This window comes from Flavobacterium ginsengiterrae, assembly GCF_039539785.1.
GTDB classification, from domain to species: Bacteria; Bacteroidota; Bacteroidia; order Flavobacteriales; family Flavobacteriaceae; genus Flavobacterium; species Flavobacterium ginsengiterrae.
The window spans coordinates 593418-610404 of the sequence record NZ_BAABDU010000006.1 but is presented as its reverse complement, the minus strand read 5'-3'; the positions used below and the strand labels follow the sequence as shown (position 1 = coordinate 610404).

Below are 16987 nucleotides of genomic sequence, written 5' to 3'. Positions count from 1 at the left end.
ACAATTTATCATTTCGACCGAAGGGAGAAGTGAAAGATTTCAAAAAAACTTAACACTTTAGACCCTTAGTAGCTTAGAACCTTTATTTAGCATTAATAATATTCTCCAGATTCTTCTTGAAAACAGCTTTATTCTGCACCGAAATTGGATATATAACATCTTTATCAGCATGAACAATAACTTTGTCTATATTCGCCTCCAAAAGCGCTTTTGGATCTTTAATTTTTAAGGTACACGCACCGTCAAAAAAGCCATCATCTTCAATAATCTTTCTGGCTTCTAAAACAGTCCCATCACTCAAAACTGCAGAAATAGTCATTTCGTTATTCAGCGTTTTCGAATAAAAACCATCCATAACCAAAAGCAGTCTGTAAGTATTTTTCATTTCCGGCCCTTTAAATTCATGTCGGGTAATATTATACCTAAGTCCTTTTGCCAAGCTTTGAAATTTTACCGTACAATCCAGCTCAAAAGTTGCCACATCACCAGCATCATTTACATTTTTCAATACTTTCGCCGTTTGTGCATAAACCGACACATTAAAAGCAAAAAAAGACAGAATAATTACTATAACTTTCATATTCAACAATTTAAGTTTAATATAAAAGTAAAAAAAAATCGCCTTTTCTATTTCAAGAAAAGGCGATTTTAATTTTATAACTATCTAAGGATTACTTGTTTCCTTTTTCGAAGTCAGCTACGAATTGAGCTAAACCAATATCAGTTAACGGGTGTTTCAACAATCCGTAAATTGCAGAAAGAGGTCCTGTCATAACATCAGCACCAATTTTAGCGCAGTTTACAATGTGCATTGTGTGACGTACAGAAGCAGCAAGAATTTGAGTTTCATAACCGTAGTTGTCATAAACCTCTCTAATTTCCTGAATTAAGTTTAAACCATCTGTAGAAATATCATCTAAACGACCCACAAACGGAGAAACATAAGTAGCTCCAGCTTTAGCAGCCAAAATAGCCTGACCAACAGAGAAAACAAGAGTTACATTCGTTTTAATTCCTTTATCAGAAAAATATTTTGCAGCCATAACACCTTCCTTAGTCATAGGCAGTTTTACAACAATTTGGTCATGTAATTCAGCCAGCTCCTCACCTTCTTTAACCATTCCGTCAAAGTCAAGCGCATTAACTTCAGCACTTACATCACCTTCTACAAGATTGCAAATGTCAACATAATGCTTCAAAATGTTGTTTTTTCCTGTAATCCCCTCTTTCGCCATTAATGACGGATTCGTTGTTACACCATCTAAAACACCTAAAGCTTGTGCTTCTTTAATTTGAGCTAAATTAGCTGTATCAATAAAAAATTTCATAATCTATTATATTTAAATGTGTTGATTTTATTTTGAGCGTGACCACAAGGGTCGGGCTTTCGGCTGTATCTTTTGTTCCGTTTCTCTTCACAAAAGGATGCCGCCTCTATCCCTCACGCAAATCCCGCAGCAAAATTACGAAATCAATATCAATAACAATTTCAAAAACAAAACCATTTTCAAATTATATGTTACAAATAAGGTTAATTAACCGCTTTTACAACTTATAGTGATTCATCAGCATCTTTTCGTACATCTTATCCGGAAGCGCACGTTTTAAAACAATCGAAAACTTTTGCATAAACACGCCTACTTTGTAGTGTACTTTTGGCTTATCTTTTTGAATAATTTTAAAAATTGCTTCCGCCATTTCGTTAGGATTACTTCCTGCATCAACATGTTCATTCATAGTTGCAAGTGTGTCGCCATATACTTTTTCATAAGCAGAACCTTTTACAACCGGAGCATGGTAACGACCAGAAGCAATATTGGTAGCAAAATCTCCTGGAGCAACATTCGTAATTTCGATTCCAAATTGTTTTACTTCCATTCTTAAAGCCTCAGTAATCAATTCCAAAGCCCCTTTTGATGCCGAATAAACACTTCTGTAAGGAAGTCCCATATAAGCAGCAATCGAAGTAATATTAATAATTAAACCTGATTTTTGCTCACGCATCTGTGGTAAAACGCTTTTCATAACCTCAATTGGTCCAAAAAAATTCGTTTCAAAATTATTCTTAATTTCCTCCATCGGAATTTCCTCAAGAGGCCCCGTAATTCCAACTCCTGCATTATTAATTACAATATCTAAACGTCCGGAAGTTTCAATAATTTTCGACACTGCAGTTTTAATCGAATCAGCATTTCGAACATCTAGGGCTACAAGAGGGAAAACAGAATTTAATACTTTTTCGGGATTTCTGCTTGTTCCGTATACGACAAAACCTTTTTTATGCAAAAATTCACCAATAGATTTACCAATCCCAGATGATCCTCCAGTAATTAAAACGACTTTACTCATTTTTAAGTTAGATGTTAAATGTTATAAGTTAAATGAATCTAATATTTAAAAGTTACTCTAACAGCTAAAAGCTTCTTGCTTTTAGCCAAAACTTTTAATTTCACAAAAGTCCAAAAATAAAAAAATCCTCCCGAAGGAAGACTACTTTTATACAAATTCTAAAAAATAAAAAATGGCAAGCGACCTACATCGCACCGCTCAACCACGTACCCTTGCTATGTTCCCATCCTGGGGGAGTCTGCAGGAGCTGGTCGTGTAGGACTTGCCGGTGCAAATATACAACCTTTTTATATTTTTGCAAGACCTTTGCAGCAATAAAAATATCGTCGTATATTGGCTTATTCAAATTTTAAACTATGAAAAAATATAACTTCCTAGCTGTCATTTTATTAGGAATCACATTAATTGGATGTGGAGAAAAAAATAAAGGTGAAAATTCTTTATTTACTATCGATGATTCTGCTTTTCCGGCACATCTTACGCAAAAAGAAGCCTTGAATATTGGAATTTTAAACCCAAAATCGAAAGAAATTGACAGCATCGCCTACTTTGTAAATGACAAAAGAGTTGGAGGTACAAAAGGCACTGAAAACTTTAGATTTGAATTATTAGATCAAAAATTAGGTTATCAATACATAAAAGCTAAAGTTTATTTTGGCGGAGATTCATCGGATGCTACAAAAAGAATTGAAGTCGTTTCGGATATCGAACCAAAATTATTGAAATATAAAATCGTAAATACTTTTGTTCATGACACTACAGCATTTACAGAAGGTTTGGAGTTTCATGATGGAAGACTTTTTGAAAGTACAGGTCAAAAAGAAGATTCTTATTTTAGAGAAGTCGATTACAAAACAGGAAAAGTAATTAAGCAGGTTGATCTTCCAAAAGAATATTTTGGAGAAGGAATTACTTTTTTTAATGGTAAAATATACCAGCTTTCATGGCAGGAAAAAACTGGTTTTATCTATGATGCAAATACATTTAAATTAGAAAAAACTTTTAAATATGATAAAGATATTGAAGGATGGGGAATGACACATGATGACAAATATATTTATCATTCTGACGGAACTGAGAAAATCTGGAAAATGGATCCGGCAACTCAAAAATTATTAGATTATATAAATGTATATTCTGGTACTTCAAAAATTAAAGCCATAAATGAGCTGGAATTAATAAATGGAAAATTCTATGCAAATGTGTGGCAAAAAGACGCCATTGCTATAGTTGATCCAAAATCAGGAGCAGTTGAAGGAATTTTAAATCTGGCAGATCTACGCAAAACACTAAAAGGTAAAAATGCCGAAGTTTTGAATGGTATTGCTTATAATCCTGTTACCAAAACTATTTTTGTTACAGGAAAATACTGGGATAAAATGTTCGAAATAACAGTTTCAGAATAAGTCAAACACAAAACATTTTTACGAATTTCACAAGTTTTCACCCTTTAATACGTGCTAATTTGTGAAATTTGTGTTTTATAATACATTCACAAAAATGATAACATTAATAAAAAACATACAAGAACTGCTTCAAGTACGCGAAACATCTGTTTTAAAAGTTTCGGGTTCTGAAATGGCAGAGCTTCCAACAATAAAAAATGCCTTTTTAATTATAAAAGACAATTCAATTGAAGATTTTGGATCAATGGAAAATCTTCCGAAAATCAATGCAGACAAAATCATCGATGCCACTGGAAAAGTAGTTCTTCCAACTTGGTGCGACAGTCACACACATATTGTTTATGCCGGAAACCGTGAGCAGGAATTTGTAGACCGCATAAATGGATTTACTTATGAAGAAATCGCCAATCGTGGCGGCGGCATCCTAAATTCGGCTAAAAAATTAAATGAAACTTCTGAAGAAGAAATCTACGAGCAGTCTAAAATTCGCTTAGAAGAAGTAATGAGTTTAGGAACCGGAGCTGTTGAAATAAAATCGGGTTACGGATTAACCATCGAAGGTGAGTTAAAAATGCTTCATGTAATTAAAAAACTGGCAGAAAATTATCCCGTTTCTATAAAAGCTACTTTTTTAGGAGCACACGCTTTTCCAACACATTACAAAGAAAACAAAGCCGGTTATATCGATGAAATCATAACCAAAATGCTTCCTGAAATAGCTCAGAACAAATTAGCTGATTATGTCGATGTTTTCTGCGAAAGCGGTTATTTTTCTGTAGAAGAAACTGAAAAAATCATGCAGGCCGGAATTGAATTCGGCTTAAAGCCAAAAATTCACGTTAATCAGTTTAATTCTATTGGAGGCATTCAATCAGGAGTTAAATTTAATGCGCTTTCTGTAGATCATCTTGAAGTTATGAATCCGGAAGATATTGAAGCTTTAAAAAACACCGAAACAATGCCGGTCGCACTTCCTTCATGTTCTTATTTTTTAAGCATTCCGTACACGCCGGCACGCGAAATGATTAAAGCCGGATTACCTTTGGCATTAGCAACTGATTTTAATCCTGGTTCTACTCCATCCGGAAATATGAATTTTGTTGTTGCGACAGCCTGCATCAAAATGAAAATGACTCCCGAAGAAGCTATAAACGCCGCTACTATTAACGGAGCATACGCAATGGGACTTTCAGAAACTCACGGAAGTATTACTAAAGGAAAAAAGGCCAATTTAATCCTTACCAAACGTATTTCATCTTATTACCAAATCCCGTATGCTTTTGGAAGTAATTTAATTGAAAACGTTTTTATCGAAGGAAAAATTATCTAAATAAAATTGCATTTAAGCAGAAATCTAAAGATTTAAAAAGAAAAAAGGTCTGTGATAACAAATCACAGACCTTTTTTATGTGGTATTTATTTTGCGAGATTTAAATTATCTCAAGCTGAAACTTGTTTTAGAAACTAATTCGTCATTATCAAAAACATTGATAAAATAAGTTCCTTTTGCGAAATCTTTTCCAGGAAGATCTTCTGTTACATTTACAGATTTGTTCTCATATTTCACAGTTGTTTTAAAGCTGTAAGTTAGAGAGTTGTCTCCAAAACTTTCTGTTTTTTTCTCGCCTAAAACGTTGTTTTTTGCATCGATAACCTGAACATAATATGTTTTATCTCCAGATTTAGCAATTTGGTTTTCAGCAATCGTAAAACTTACTTTTAAGATATCAGCACGACTTGCTTTATCTGTTTCAATTTGTTTTCCAGAGCTTTTTAATTTGTATGCAGAAGTTTTAGTGTTCAAAATTGATAACTTAGAACCTTTTTCAACTGTTTTTGCAAGCTCTTCATTTTGTCCTACAAGTACTTCGTTGTATTTTTTAGACTCTCCTAAAACCGTAATTGTGCTGTCTCTTTGAACTGTTAAAACACCATTTTGTTTTTTCAATTCGTCATTTTCTGCAACAAGAGTTTTCATTTTACCCTGCATTGCCTGAACCTGGCTTCTGTATTTAGAAACATCACCTTTAGATTTATTTAAATCATCCATCAAAGCGACAACTTTATCTCTTTCCTGAATTAATTCGTCTGACATTGATGTATTTTCAGCAATTGCAGCATCGTAAGTTGCTTTCAATTCCTGTAAATCTTTCATTACAGATTCTTTTTCTGTCATTGTAGTTGTAAGCTCTGTCTTAACTACATCAGTATCAGAAGATAATTTAAAAATATACACTAAGCTACCAATCAGTAGGACTGCTAAAACCGCTATTACCGCTTTTAGACTTGAATTGTTGTTGTTCTTTGGGTTTTCCATATTTAATAATTTTCTTTAAAAACAAATTTAAGAATTAATATATCTTAATAACGTAAGTTGATACAATTATATTATTTTTGGAAAATAAATTTTTTTCATGGAGAAATTGATTCCTTTTACTGTCAATGATTTGGCAAAAGTCACAAATCATCGTAGTGGTGAAATAAAATTCGGAGAAAAAATGATTGTGCTTCCTAAAGGAGCAGATAAAGTCAAATTTTTAGAAGAATCTGAGGCGAAATATGTTCTTTTGGGAATTCCTGAAGACATTGGTGTGCGTGCGAATTATGGAAGGCCCGGAACTGCTTCAGCTTGGGAAAACGCTATTAAAAGCATTGCTAATATTCAACATAACCGATTTTCTAAAGGAAGTCAGATTATTGTTTTAGGACAATTAGATGTTTCTGCAGAAATGCGTGATGTCGAAAATTTAGATTTTAACGATATCGACGACCGCTCAAAATTAAGCCAGCTGGTTGAAAAAATAGACAAAGAAGTTTCGCATATTATTTTTACGATAATGAAAGCGGGCAAAACACCTATTATTATAGGTGGCGGACATAATAATGCTTACGGAAATATTAAAGGTTCGGCTTTAGCCAAAGGAAAACCTATTAACGCTGTAAATTTTGACGCTCATTCTGATTTTAGAATTCTTGAAGGCCGTCACAGCGGTAATGGCTTTTCGTATGCATATGAAGAAGGGTTCCTTAAAAAGTATTTTATTTTTGGGCTTCACGAAAACTATACTTCAAAAAGCGTTTTAGATCTTATAAAAAAACTGGAAGACCGCGTTCGTTATAATACATACGACAGCGTTAATATTCGAAAAGAAAAAGATTTTACCAGAGAAATGGCTCTGGCTTTAGAATTTATAAAATCAGATGCATTTGGAATTGAAATTGACTTAGATGCTATTCCTAACATTGCCAGCAGTGCTATGACAATCAGCGGATTTTCGGTAGAAGAATTAAGACAGTTTATTTCGTTTTTTGGACAGCATAAAAATGCGGCATATCTACATATTTGTGAAGGCGCACCAGATCTGGCTGATTCTCCAAACAATAATTTAATTGGGAAATTAATTGGGTATCTCGTAACTGATTTTATTAAAGCCAATAACGAAAAAGAGAAAACTCAATGAAGAGCAAGTGGCTTAAAACCACACATTTCCCAAATAATACAAGATTCAAACAGCCGATTGACTGAATAAAACTATCTTTGCACAGAATTTAGTACTTAAAACTAAAATTCTTAATTACTAAGATATGTTATTCGAAGATTTATCACTTTCAAAAAGTATACAAAAAGCCGTATTTGAAGAAGGCTATACAAATCCCACTCCTATTCAGGAAAAATCTATTCCGATTGTTTTAGCCGGAAGGGATTTAATTGGCTGTGCGCAGACAGGAACGGGAAAAACGGCTGCATTTGCAATTCCTATTATCCATCAACTGCATAGAATTGTAGGATCATCAAAAAAAGCCAAACAAATTCGTGCGCTTATTGTTACGCCAACACGCGAATTAGCGGTTCAGATTGGACAGAGTTTTGACACATATTCTAAATATACCAATTTAACACAATTGACGATTTTTGGCGGCGTTTCTCAAAATCCTCAGGTTGATGCTTTAAAAAACGGTGTCGATGTTTTAGTGGCAACTCCGGGAAGATTATTGGATTTACACAAACAAGGTTTTCTTGATTTTAATCATCTGCACACTTTGGTTTTAGACGAAGCTGACCAAATGCTGGATATGGGCTTTATAAACGATGTAAAAAAGATTGTAAAGCTTACGCCAAAAAACAGACAAACTTTATTATTCTCTGCAACAATGCCTCTTGCTATTCGCGAATTGGCAGAAATGTTTTTGCAGGATCCTGAAAAAGTGGAAGTTTCTCCGGTTTCATCAACTGCCGAAAATGTAGAACAGCGTATTTATTTTGTAGACAAAACAGAAAAAAGAAACCTGCTTTATCATTTAATAAAAGAACAAAATTTATCGAACGTACTTGTTTTTTCAAGAACCAAACACGGAGCCGATAATGTTGTAAAAGCACTTCGCAAAAAAGATATTCCGGCAGAAGCAATTCACGGAGATAAATCTCAAAATGCTAGACAGCGTGTTCTGGATGCTTTTAAAAATAAAGAAGTAGGCGTTCTTGTTGCTACAGATATTGCGGCAAGAGGAATTGATATTGAACAACTTCCTTATGTTATCAATTTTGATTTACCAAATATTCCCGAAACTTATGTACACAGAATTGGACGTACTGGACGTGCTGGAAATGGAGGAATTGCTATTTCTTTTTGCGGAAAAGATGAACATCCGTACTGGAAAGACATTCAAAAATTAATAAAAGTTGATGTAAAAACCATTACAGATCATCCGTATCAATGGCATGCCGGAAGTCCGGAAGCCGGAGAAAAACCTAAAAACTCAAACAGAAGCGGCGGTGCTCATAAATCTAGAAAATCAAGTGCTTCAAAACAAAATAAAAAACGCTGGTATTAAAAACCGGCGTTTTTCGCTTCTAGTATTAAGTAGTTCATAATTTTAAACAATTTTACAGGCTCAAAAGGCTTAACGATAATATCGTTCATTCCGGATGAAAGTGCCTCATCTGTAATTTCATCTTTATCAAACGCTGTTAATGCCACAATAGGCGTTTTAATTCCCAGCAGACGAATTCGTTTTGTAGCTTCAAAACCGTTCATTAACGGCATATTAATATCCATTAAAATAAGATCAAATCTTTCTTTTTCTAATATTGAAAGCGCTCCAAAACCGTCATCTACAACCTTGCAGATAAAATTATTTTTTTCGATAATTTTCTTCGTAACCAGCTGGTTAATTAAATTATCTTCTACAATCAAAATTTTATATATTTCACTTGATGTCAAATCCACTTCGATATCTTCAATTATTTTTTTTGTTTTCAGCGGGTCGTGTTCAAACGGAATGACAAATGAAAATGAAGTTCCCGCTCCTAAATCACTTTCTAATGTAATTGTACTTCCAAAAAGGCCTAATAATCGCTTTACAATGCTTAAACCTAATCCTGTTCCCTGATAATCTTCGTCTTTTCTTCCTACTTGAACGAACTTTTCAAATATTTTATTTTGATCGACTGCAGCAATTCCAACTCCGTTATCTTTTATCAGGAAATCCAGATAATGCAGTTTCCCTTCAATCCTGTCTAATTTTACAATAATGTCAACTTCTCCATCTTTAGTAAACTTCAAAGCATTGCTGACTAAATTCATCAAAATCTGCCCCAAACGAAGTTTATCTCCAATTAAATACTCCGGAATACTATCATCTATATCAACATTGATTTTGTTGTTGTTTTTTTGAGAGAGAAAGGAAAGTGAATTTTTGATCATTGTAATTTCATCAGAAATATTAAATGTCAAACTTTCTAAAACCACTTTATTTTCTTCAATTTTATTTATTTGAAGAATATCATTCACTAAAGAAAGTAAATATCTCGCTGAAAATTTTAAAGCGCTTAAATGCTGGCTTTGCGATAATTCTTTATGTTCTTCCAAAAGCATATTTGTTATCCCTACAACACCATACAAAGGAGTACGCAATTCATGGCTTATAGTCGAAATAAATTGTGTTTTGAGCAGTGAGGCTTCTTCTGCAATTTCTTTTGCTTCCAGAAGCTCTAAATTGTGTTTTTTCTTAAATCCTATATTCTTAATCAGTGTAACAATTAAGAAAAGCAGAATTAGAGAAGTCAGAATAAACAGAATTACAATAATTCGGGATTTTTTAAGACTTTGTGACTGCGACGTTTTCTCATTTTCAATTTTATCAATCTGTCTTTTATATTCGTCAAGTTCTAAATTAAATCCTGCAATTGAGGCTTTTTTAAGCTTCTCCTGATTATAGAGTTCTTCGGTAATTTCATTAAACTTTATTAGATGTTTATAAGCATCTTTGTAATTTTTTATTTTGGTTAGAAATTTCGAATATTCTAAATGCGTATACGACAAATCTGATTGTTCATCAGTATTTTGTCCTGCTGCAATTGCTTTTATAAAATAAGAATTAGCCGCACTATTTTCGTTTTTATAGCTGGAATACATTCCGTTCAGCATATACACGATAATTTCTGTTGAAGCATCACCGTACTTTTCTACATGATCTCCAACAAATTTTAAATACGGATATCCTGCATCAAACTTTCCAATATCAAAATAAGCCCAGGCAATATTGACGTTTGTAAAATAAATTTGATCTGTATTATTGGTCTTTAAACTGTAAGCAATTGATTTTTGATAATAATCAATTCCTTTATCAAACTGTTTTTTTTCAAAACAGTAAATATTACCAATGTTGTTATGAAGACTGTATTTTAACGAATCGTTATCTGTTTTATTGGCATAATACAAACCTTTATTGTAAAAGAAAAGAGCTTTATCAATCTCTGATAATTCATTGTAATTACCGGCAATGACTTTATAGGATTTTGCAATTAAATTATTGTCTTTTACTGCAGTAGCATAATTTAGTGCAACACGCGAAGTTATAAGTGATTTTTCAAAATTAGATTCTTTAAAATCGTTCCAGGCTTGTTTAATTAATTTATTAATCCGGGCCTCAGAAACAGGCTCAGATTGTCCAACGACCGAATTGCTGAAAAAATTCAGAAAAAGAAGTAAAAATAAAAAAATCCGTATGTGGGGCATCAATCGGCTAATTTTACCAAATATACACTTAAAAATAAAAAAAAGCTGTATTTACTTAAAAAATACAGCTTTTCTTTTTGTTTATTTAGTATCGTTTTCTCTTGTAAAAACGATTAATTTTCTAATACATTTTCTGTAGTATCATTTCCTTCCCACTGCCCTACAACTGAAGTTGCAAGTGCATTTCCTAAAACATTGGTTGCACTTCTAAACATGTCGCAAAAATGGTCTATTGGCAAAATCAATGCAATACCTTCCACCGGAATATCAAACATACCGCAGGTTGCAGCAACTACAACTAAACTTGCTCTTGGTACACCTGCAATTCCTTTACTGGTAAGCATTAATACTAAAAGCATTGCCATTTGTGTTCCTAAATCTAAATGTACATTATAAAACTGTGCGATAAAAATACTGGCAAAAGTCATGTACATCATACTTCCGTCAAGGTTAAACGAATAACCAAGCGGCAGCATAAACGACACAATTTTATCTTTTACACCAAAACTCTCTAATTCTTCTGTTAATTTAGGAAAAACAGCTTCTGAACTTGTTGTTCCAAAAGCAATTGCCAAAGGGCCAATGATTCGTCTTAAAAGCTCAACCATTCTTCCTCTTAAGAAAATAAAACCAACTGCAATTAAAACAACCCATAAAGTACCAATTCCTAAAAGGAATGATCCAAAAAATTTGAAGTAAGTGATTAATAATTCTTCGGCATCGCGAATAGCAAAAACTGCTGCAATGGCACCAAAAACTCCAATTGGAGCAAAGTTCATTACATAGTTTACCATTTTTAAAACGATGTGCGAAATTTTATCTAAAGCGCCAATTACAGGCTTTACAGTACTTCCTAAAGATGCTGCAGCTAATCCGAAGAAAATAGAGAAAATTACAATTTGTAAAATCTCATTGGTTGCCATTGCTTCAATAATACTTTTGGGAACAATATGCTCTACGAAGTTTTCGAAAGATAAATTTTGTGTTTTAGCTGTTACTTCAGAAGCCGAAGCCATATCTACATGACTTAATTTTAAACCTACTCCGGGCTCTAAAATATTAACATAAAACAATCCTATTAATAATGAGATAAAAGAAGCTGTAAAAAACCATCCAAGCGCTTTTCCTCCAATTCTCCCTACTGTTTTTATATCTCCTAATTTTGCAATTCCCACGATTAAAGTGGTAAAAACCAAAGGAGAAATAATCATTTGCACTAATCGGATAAAGATAGTCGCAAGCATTTTAATTTTTGTGCTGAATGACTGCGCTGCTTCAGGCGAAATTGAATTATGCAGTATGATTCCGAGCGTTGCTCCAAGAACCATTGCTATTAAAATCTGACCTGTAAGTCCTGTTAAAAATGATTTTTTCTTCGTTTCTGTTACTTGCATTAATTTATTTTTTAATTATTAAAATATAAGACCCTCACTGTCTTAACTTTACTAATATGTTTTGTTGATTAAATAAAAATCAGCCAAAACAATTGCAGCCATCGCTTCTACGATTGGTACTGCACGAGGCACAACGCACGGATCATGACGTCCTTTTCCGGTCATTGGTGTAATGTTTCCTTTATTGTCTAAAGAATCCTGAGTCTGCATAATCGTTGCAACAGGTTTAAATGCTACTCTAAAATAGATATCCATTCCGTTGCTTATTCCGCCCTGAATTCCTCCGGAAAGATTTGTTTTTGTAGTTCCGTCAGGATTGTATAAATCGTTGTGTTCACTGCCTTTCATTTCAGAACCAGAGAAACCGCTTCCGTATTCAAAACCCTTTACGGCATTAATAGAAAGCATTGCTTTTCCTAATTCGGCATGAAGTTTATCAAAAACAGGCTCGCCTAAACCAACCGGAACATTTTGAATTACGCATGAAACTACACCGCCTACAGTATCTCCCTGTTTACGAATGTCACGAATATATTCTTCCATAATTGCAGCTGATTTTTCATCAGGACAACGAACAGGATTACTTTCAATTTTAGAAAAATCCAAATCCTGATACGGTGTATCTAAATGAATTGGACCAACAGACGATACGTAAGCATTAATTTTAATTTCAGGAAGCATTTGTTTTGCAATAGCTCCGGCTACTACCCTGCTTGCTGTTTCGCGCGCAGAACTTCTCCCGCCTCCGCGATAATCACGAAAACCGTATTTTTGGTCATACACATAATCAGCATGACTTGGTCTGTAATTATCTTTTATATGTGAATAATCGTCTGATTTTTGATTGGTATTTGGAATAATAAAACCAATTGGAGTTCCGGTCGTTTTTCCTTCGAATATTCCAGATAAAAACTGAACTGCATCTGGTTCTTTTCTTTGTGTCACGATAGCCGACTGTCCTGGCTTTCTGCGTGACATTTCAACTTCAATTGCTTCGAAATCAAGTTCTATTCCTGATGGACAACCATCTATAATTCCGCCTAAAGCTTCGCCATGAGATTCTCCAAATGTAGTAACTTTATATAGGGTGCCGTAGCTGTTTCCTGCCATTGTATTTAGTTTTGAGCAAATGTAAGTTTTATGAATTAAATTAAAAAATTAAAAATTGGTAATATTAATTAAAGATTAAACAGTTTAAAAATCACAATTTATTAAAATTGACCCAGAATTAGTAACCTTTTCATAAAATAATTCCTCTTATAATTTCTTTCATTTGTGGAACTTCAAATCAAGAAAAATTGAAAAAACGAAATGTCGAGCTGGTCATTATTTCTGATGTCCATTTGGGAACTTACGGAAGTCACGCCAAAGAGCTAAACAACTACTTGTCAACTATTAAACCCAAAACTTTAGTCCTAAACGGCGATATTATTGATGCCTGGCAATTTAGAAAATCCTATTTTCCAAAAGCACATTTAAGAGTCATTCAGCGAATTATTGGCATGGCTTCAAAAGGCACAAAAGTATATTACATAACAGGAAATCACGATGAAATTCTTCGTAAATTCAGTGATATGACGATGGGTAATTTTTCTTTGGTCGATAAATTAGTTTTGGAATTAGACGACGACAAAAAAGCGTGGATTTTTCACGGTGATGTTTTTGATGCTTCTGTACAGCATTCAAAATGGATTGCCAAACTAGGCGGTTTAGGGTACGATTATCTTATTTTAATGAATCGTTTTGCAAACTGGTGTCTGGCAAAATTAGGCAGAGAACCGTATTCGTTTTCTAAAAAAATAAAAGCCAGCGTTAAAAAAGCCGTTAAATTTATTTCTGACTTTGAAACTACCGCAACTGATCTGGCAATTGAAAAAAATTACGATTATGTAATATGCGGCCATATTCATGAGCCAAAAATCCTTACTAAAGAAAACAAACATGGTTCTACTTTATATTTAAACTCCGGTGACTGGGTCGAAAATTTAACTGCTCTTGAATATCACAAAAAGCGATGGAAATTATATTCATATACTCACACTAACTTTACGGAGGAAGAAAATTTATTTGAAATGGAAGACATTTTAACTTCACAAATGTTATCAAATATAATTTTGAAAAAATAGAAAACCTGCTTTTAAAGCCCTGTAGACGTTGTTTTTAACTTTTGGATATTGCAAAAATTCAAAAAAATGTGAATTATATAACAATTTCTAAAAATATTATACGTTCTTCATAAACAAGGAAATCTAAATTTGACAAAAATTAATTAACCATTTTTATGAAGAAGATTATAGTATCTGCCATTATGCTTTTTGGTTTTGCATTTACGGCACAATCACAAGAAATTTCAAAACACGCTTTAGGTATTCGTTTAGGAGACAACAACGGATTTGGAGGTGAAGTATCATACCAATTAGGATTAAACCAAAAAAACAGACTTGAATTTGATTTAGGCTGGAGAAACAGCAGTGATGTTGACGCTATAAAAGGAGTTGCCCTTTACCAATGGGTTTGGAACATTGACGGCGGATTTAACTGGTACGCTGGTGTTGGGGGTGGTTTAGCCGCTTGGGATCACGATTACTACAACAATAATTACAGATACAACGACAGCGGAACTTATGTTTTTGCAGCCGGAGATATCGGTATCGAATATAGATTTAAAGAAGTGCCTATTACACTGTCATTAGATGCAAGACCTGAAATTGGTTCTGGATACTATGACGATGACAATTTTGGATTTGACGTTGGATTAGGAGTTAAATTCAGATTCTAAATTAAAATAAAAAATAATTGTAAGAAGAAACCTGTCGTTAAAATGCGGCAGGTTTTTTTTATGTAACCGCAAAGAGCGCAAAGTTTTTAAATACTTTCTTTTCAAAACAGAAAGTTCGCAAAGCTTATCAATTTATAACTTTGCGAACTTAATGTCTTACGAAGTTTTATATAAAAACTTTGCGCTCTTTGCGGTTAAAATCATACCTGCAATTATTTAATTATAATTTCTTTCTTAGAATGAATTTTTACAACAGTATAAGGATATGAAATTACCTGCATCGTCATCGCGTCTTTTGCAGGGCTATTTTCTTTTACCGTTATAATGATATTTTTATCTGTTTCTTCAACCTTTTCAACACCAATCGAATAACCGCTGGTATTTTTCTCTCCCATATTCAAAATAACATAATTTGAGTTATCAATATCGGTATCTTTCATTTTATGAGCCAAAAGCGGATCATTCTGAAGCATTTTGATTTCGTTTGGTTCTGTCAAAATCTCAAAAAATCGAATATTACCGCCTCCACTTGACTGCTCGGTTAAAATCTCATAAAGTGCGGTTGATGAACCTGTCGTTTTTGATGCGCCGCAGGAAATCAAAACAAAAATTACTAAAACTGAAATTACTTTTCTCATTACGTTCAAATTTTTAAATCGATGTTTTTAATCTTTATAATCGTCAATTGCTTTTTGATACAAAGCTTCGTATTTAGGCAGAATGTTTTTAATGTCAAAATTCTTAGCTACTTCAAGCGCATTAGTTTTAAATTCCTGCAGTATTTTATCATCTTTTAAAATTTTAATAGCGTTTGCCGCCATTTCATCGACATTTCCAACATCGCTTAAATAACCGGAAACACCATCAAAATTAACCTCTGGCAAACCTCCGGAATTACTTGAAATAACAGGAACACCACAAGCCATAGCTTCTAAAGCCGCTAACCCGAAACTTTCTGTTTCTGATGGAAGCAAAAATAAATCGGTCATACATAAAATCTTATCGATTTCATTACTGTTTCCAAAGAAAATCACTTTGTCGTAAATTCCTAATTCCATACACAAAACCTCCGCTTTTTCCTTTTCAGGACCGTCACCCACCATCATTAATTTAGCCGGCATTTCCTTTTGAATATTATAGAAAATCTTAATAATATCCGGAATACGTTTTACCTTTCTAAAATTACTTATATGAGTAACAATTCTTTCATCTTCTTTTGCCATAACATATCTGTGACATGGCGCAGAAGGATCTTTTTTAACCTTATCTAATTCGATAAAGTTTGGAATTACTTTAATTTTATTTTTGATTTTAAACAACTTTAAAGTATCATCTTTTAAACTCTGTGATACAGATGTTACATAATCTGATTTATTGATACTGAAAGTTACTGCCGGCTTATAAAACGGGTGATTTCCTACCAGTGTAATATCAGTTCCGTGAAGTGTTGTAATCATTGGAAGATTAATTCCTTCATTCTTAAGCATTTGTTTTGCCATATACCCTGCATAAGCGTGCGGAATGGCGTAATGTACGTGAAGAACTTCTATTTTATATAATTTTACCATATCTACCAATTTGCTTGACAAAGCTAATTCGTAGGGTTGATAATGAAATAAAGGATATTCTGGAACGTTTACTTCGTGATAATGAACATTAGGATTTAAAAGTGCCAATCGTACTGGCTGACTGTATGTTATAAAATGTATTTCGTGTCCTCTTCTGGCTAATTCCAGGCCTAGTTCTGTTGCAACTACACCACTACCGCCAAATGTTGGATAACAAACTATTGCTATTTTCATGGATTAAATTTAATTCTACGAAAATACTCAAAAATAGCGTTGAATTGACTGTTTAAATTGTTAGATTTTTGTAAATCTTAGATATATCAGATTATTAGAGTTTTAACTTTTATAAGGCTGACTTTGTCTAAGTTTAATTTTGACATTCGTTAATTAAACCCGGCATGTTTTAAAACCTGTCGGATTTCTAACTTAAGACTTAGCAAAAAATGGAGCAATAAAAAAGGCGTAAAAATTG

15 protein-coding genes and 1 other RNA gene are annotated in these 16987 nt (G+C 33.3%); 6 read left to right on the top strand and 10 right to left on the bottom strand.

Annotation, left to right across the window (positions count from 1 at the left end):
* Positions 1-82 precede the first annotated feature (82 nt).
* The 4 genes from ABD859_RS18880 to ffs all read right to left on the bottom strand — a co-directional run bounded on the left by ABD859_RS18880 (position 83) and on the right by ffs (position 2617).
* Positions 83-580 carry a hypothetical protein gene (locus ABD859_RS18880; protein WP_345146184.1) on the bottom strand — a complete coding sequence of 166 codons (498 nt, stop codon included), beginning with the start codon at positions 578-580 and terminating at the stop codon, positions 83-85.
* A 91-nt stretch (positions 581-671) separates the two neighbouring features.
* Complete coding sequence (fsa, locus tag ABD859_RS18875; protein WP_345146183.1) at positions 672-1328, bottom strand: fructose-6-phosphate aldolase; 657 nt, start codon at positions 1326-1328, stop codon at positions 672-674.
* Positions 1329-1545: 217 nt separating this feature from the next.
* Complete coding sequence (locus ABD859_RS18870) at positions 1546-2349, bottom strand: SDR family oxidoreductase (protein ID WP_345146182.1); 804 nt, start codon at positions 2347-2349, stop codon at positions 1546-1548.
* A gap of 170 nt (positions 2350-2519) precedes the next feature.
* Positions 2520-2617: signal recognition particle sRNA small type (gene ffs / locus ABD859_RS18865), an RNA gene on the bottom strand.
* An 88-nt stretch (positions 2618-2705) separates the two neighbouring features.
* Here ffs and ABD859_RS18860 point away from each other — a divergent pair.
* Positions 2706-3755, top strand: coding sequence for a glutaminyl-peptide cyclotransferase (locus ABD859_RS18860; protein ID WP_345146181.1), 1050 nt, complete (start codon positions 2706-2708; stop codon positions 3753-3755).
* Positions 3756-3849: 94 nt separating this feature from the next.
* A complete protein-coding gene (gene hutI / locus ABD859_RS18855; protein ID WP_345146180.1) occupies positions 3850-5085 on the top strand; it encodes an imidazolonepropionase in 1236 nt (411 codons plus the stop codon).
* 105 nt (positions 5086-5190) lie between these two features.
* On the opposite strand, the gene ABD859_RS18850 is transcribed toward hutI, so the two are convergent.
* A complete protein-coding gene (locus ABD859_RS18850) occupies positions 5191-6072 on the bottom strand; it encodes a hypothetical protein (RefSeq protein ID WP_345146179.1) in 882 nt (293 codons plus the stop codon).
* Positions 6073-6169: 97 nt separating this feature from the next.
* On the opposite strand from ABD859_RS18850, the gene ABD859_RS18845 reads away from it, so the two are divergent.
* Positions 6170-7216 (top strand): formimidoylglutamase, encoded by a 1047-nt coding sequence (locus ABD859_RS18845; protein ID WP_345146178.1) that lies wholly within the window; start codon positions 6170-6172, stop codon positions 7214-7216.
* Between the two features lie 124 nt (positions 7217-7340).
* The gene (locus ABD859_RS18840) at positions 7341-8588 is read left to right on the top strand and encodes a DEAD/DEAH box helicase (RefSeq protein WP_345146177.1); all 1248 of its coding nucleotides are present in this window, start codon (positions 7341-7343) and stop codon (positions 8586-8588) included.
* Here ABD859_RS18840 and ABD859_RS18835 read toward each other — a convergent pair.
* The 3 genes from ABD859_RS18835 to aroC all read right to left on the bottom strand — a co-directional run bounded on the left by ABD859_RS18835 (position 8585) and on the right by aroC (position 13278).
* Positions 8585-10774 carry a response regulator gene (locus tag ABD859_RS18835; RefSeq protein WP_345146176.1) on the bottom strand — a complete coding sequence of 730 codons (2190 nt, stop codon included), beginning with the start codon at positions 10772-10774 and terminating at the stop codon, positions 8585-8587. The two genes, ABD859_RS18840 and ABD859_RS18835, sit on opposite strands and share 4 nt — an antisense overlap.
* 113 nt (positions 10775-10887) lie before the next feature.
* Positions 10888-12168: a dicarboxylate/amino acid:cation symporter gene (locus tag ABD859_RS18830; protein ID WP_345146175.1), complete on the bottom strand. Its 1281-nt coding sequence runs from the start codon at positions 12166-12168 to the stop codon at positions 10888-10890.
* 51 nt (positions 12169-12219) lie between these two features.
* The gene (gene aroC / locus ABD859_RS18825; RefSeq protein ID WP_012026541.1) at positions 12220-13278 is read right to left on the bottom strand and encodes a chorismate synthase; all 1059 of its coding nucleotides are present in this window, start codon (positions 13276-13278) and stop codon (positions 12220-12222) included.
* 188 nt (positions 13279-13466) lie between these two features.
* On the opposite strand from aroC, the gene ABD859_RS18820 reads away from it, so the two are divergent.
* Positions 13467-14294 (top strand): UDP-2,3-diacylglucosamine diphosphatase, encoded by an 828-nt coding sequence (locus ABD859_RS18820; protein WP_345146174.1) that lies wholly within the window; start codon positions 13467-13469, stop codon positions 14292-14294.
* Positions 14295-14449: 155 nt separating this feature from the next.
* The gene (locus ABD859_RS18815; protein WP_073408371.1) at positions 14450-14947 is read left to right on the top strand and encodes a hypothetical protein; all 498 of its coding nucleotides are present in this window, start codon (positions 14450-14452) and stop codon (positions 14945-14947) included.
* Between the two features lie 212 nt (positions 14948-15159).
* On the opposite strand, the gene ABD859_RS18810 is transcribed toward ABD859_RS18815, so the two are convergent.
* Positions 15160-15585, bottom strand: a complete 426-nt coding sequence (locus ABD859_RS18810) for a protease complex subunit PrcB family protein (RefSeq protein ID WP_345146173.1) — start codon at positions 15583-15585, stop codon at positions 15160-15162.
* A gap of 27 nt (positions 15586-15612) precedes the next feature.
* On the bottom strand, positions 15613-16749 hold the full coding sequence (gene bshA / locus ABD859_RS18805; protein WP_345146172.1) for an N-acetyl-alpha-D-glucosaminyl L-malate synthase BshA: 1137 nt from the start codon (positions 16747-16749) through the stop codon (positions 15613-15615).
* Between the last annotated feature and the right edge of the window lie 238 nt (positions 16750-16987).

Bases quoted from the DNA above. Each gene is read 5' to 3' on its own strand.
- ABD859_RS18880 (WP_345146184.1), bottom strand. From the start codon at position 580: ATGAAAGTTATAGTAATTATTCTGTCTTTTTTTGCTTTTAATGTGTCG.
- fsa (WP_345146183.1), bottom strand. From the start codon at position 1,328: ATGAAATTTTTTATTGATACAGCTAATTTAGCTCAAATTAAAGAAGCA.
- ABD859_RS18870 (WP_345146182.1), bottom strand. From the start codon at position 2,349: ATGAGTAAAGTCGTTTTAATTACTGGAGGATCATCTGGGATTGGTAAA.
- ABD859_RS18860 (WP_345146181.1), top strand. From the start codon at position 2,706: ATGAAAAAATATAACTTCCTAGCTGTCATTTTATTAGGAATCACATTA.
- hutI (WP_345146180.1), top strand. From the start codon at position 3,850: ATGATAACATTAATAAAAAACATACAAGAACTGCTTCAAGTACGCGAA.
- ABD859_RS18850 (WP_345146179.1), bottom strand. From the start codon at position 6,072: ATGGAAAACCCAAAGAACAACAACAATTCAAGTCTAAAAGCGGTAATA.
- ABD859_RS18845 (WP_345146178.1), top strand. From the start codon at position 6,170: ATGGAGAAATTGATTCCTTTTACTGTCAATGATTTGGCAAAAGTCACA.
- ABD859_RS18840 (WP_345146177.1), top strand. From the start codon at position 7,341: ATGTTATTCGAAGATTTATCACTTTCAAAAAGTATACAAAAAGCCGTA.
- ABD859_RS18835 (WP_345146176.1), bottom strand. From the start codon at position 10,774: ATGCCCCACATACGGATTTTTTTATTTTTACTTCTTTTTCTGAATTTT.
- ABD859_RS18830 (WP_345146175.1), bottom strand. From the start codon at position 12,168: ATGCAAGTAACAGAAACGAAGAAAAAATCATTTTTAACAGGACTTACA.
- aroC (WP_012026541.1), bottom strand. From the start codon at position 13,278: ATGGCAGGAAACAGCTACGGCACCCTATATAAAGTTACTACATTTGGA.
- ABD859_RS18815 (WP_073408371.1), top strand. From the start codon at position 14,450: ATGAAGAAGATTATAGTATCTGCCATTATGCTTTTTGGTTTTGCATTT.
- ABD859_RS18810 (WP_345146173.1), bottom strand. From the start codon at position 15,585: ATGAGAAAAGTAATTTCAGTTTTAGTAATTTTTGTTTTGATTTCCTGC.
- bshA (WP_345146172.1), bottom strand. From the start codon at position 16,749: ATGAAAATAGCAATAGTTTGTTATCCAACATTTGGCGGTAGTGGTGTA.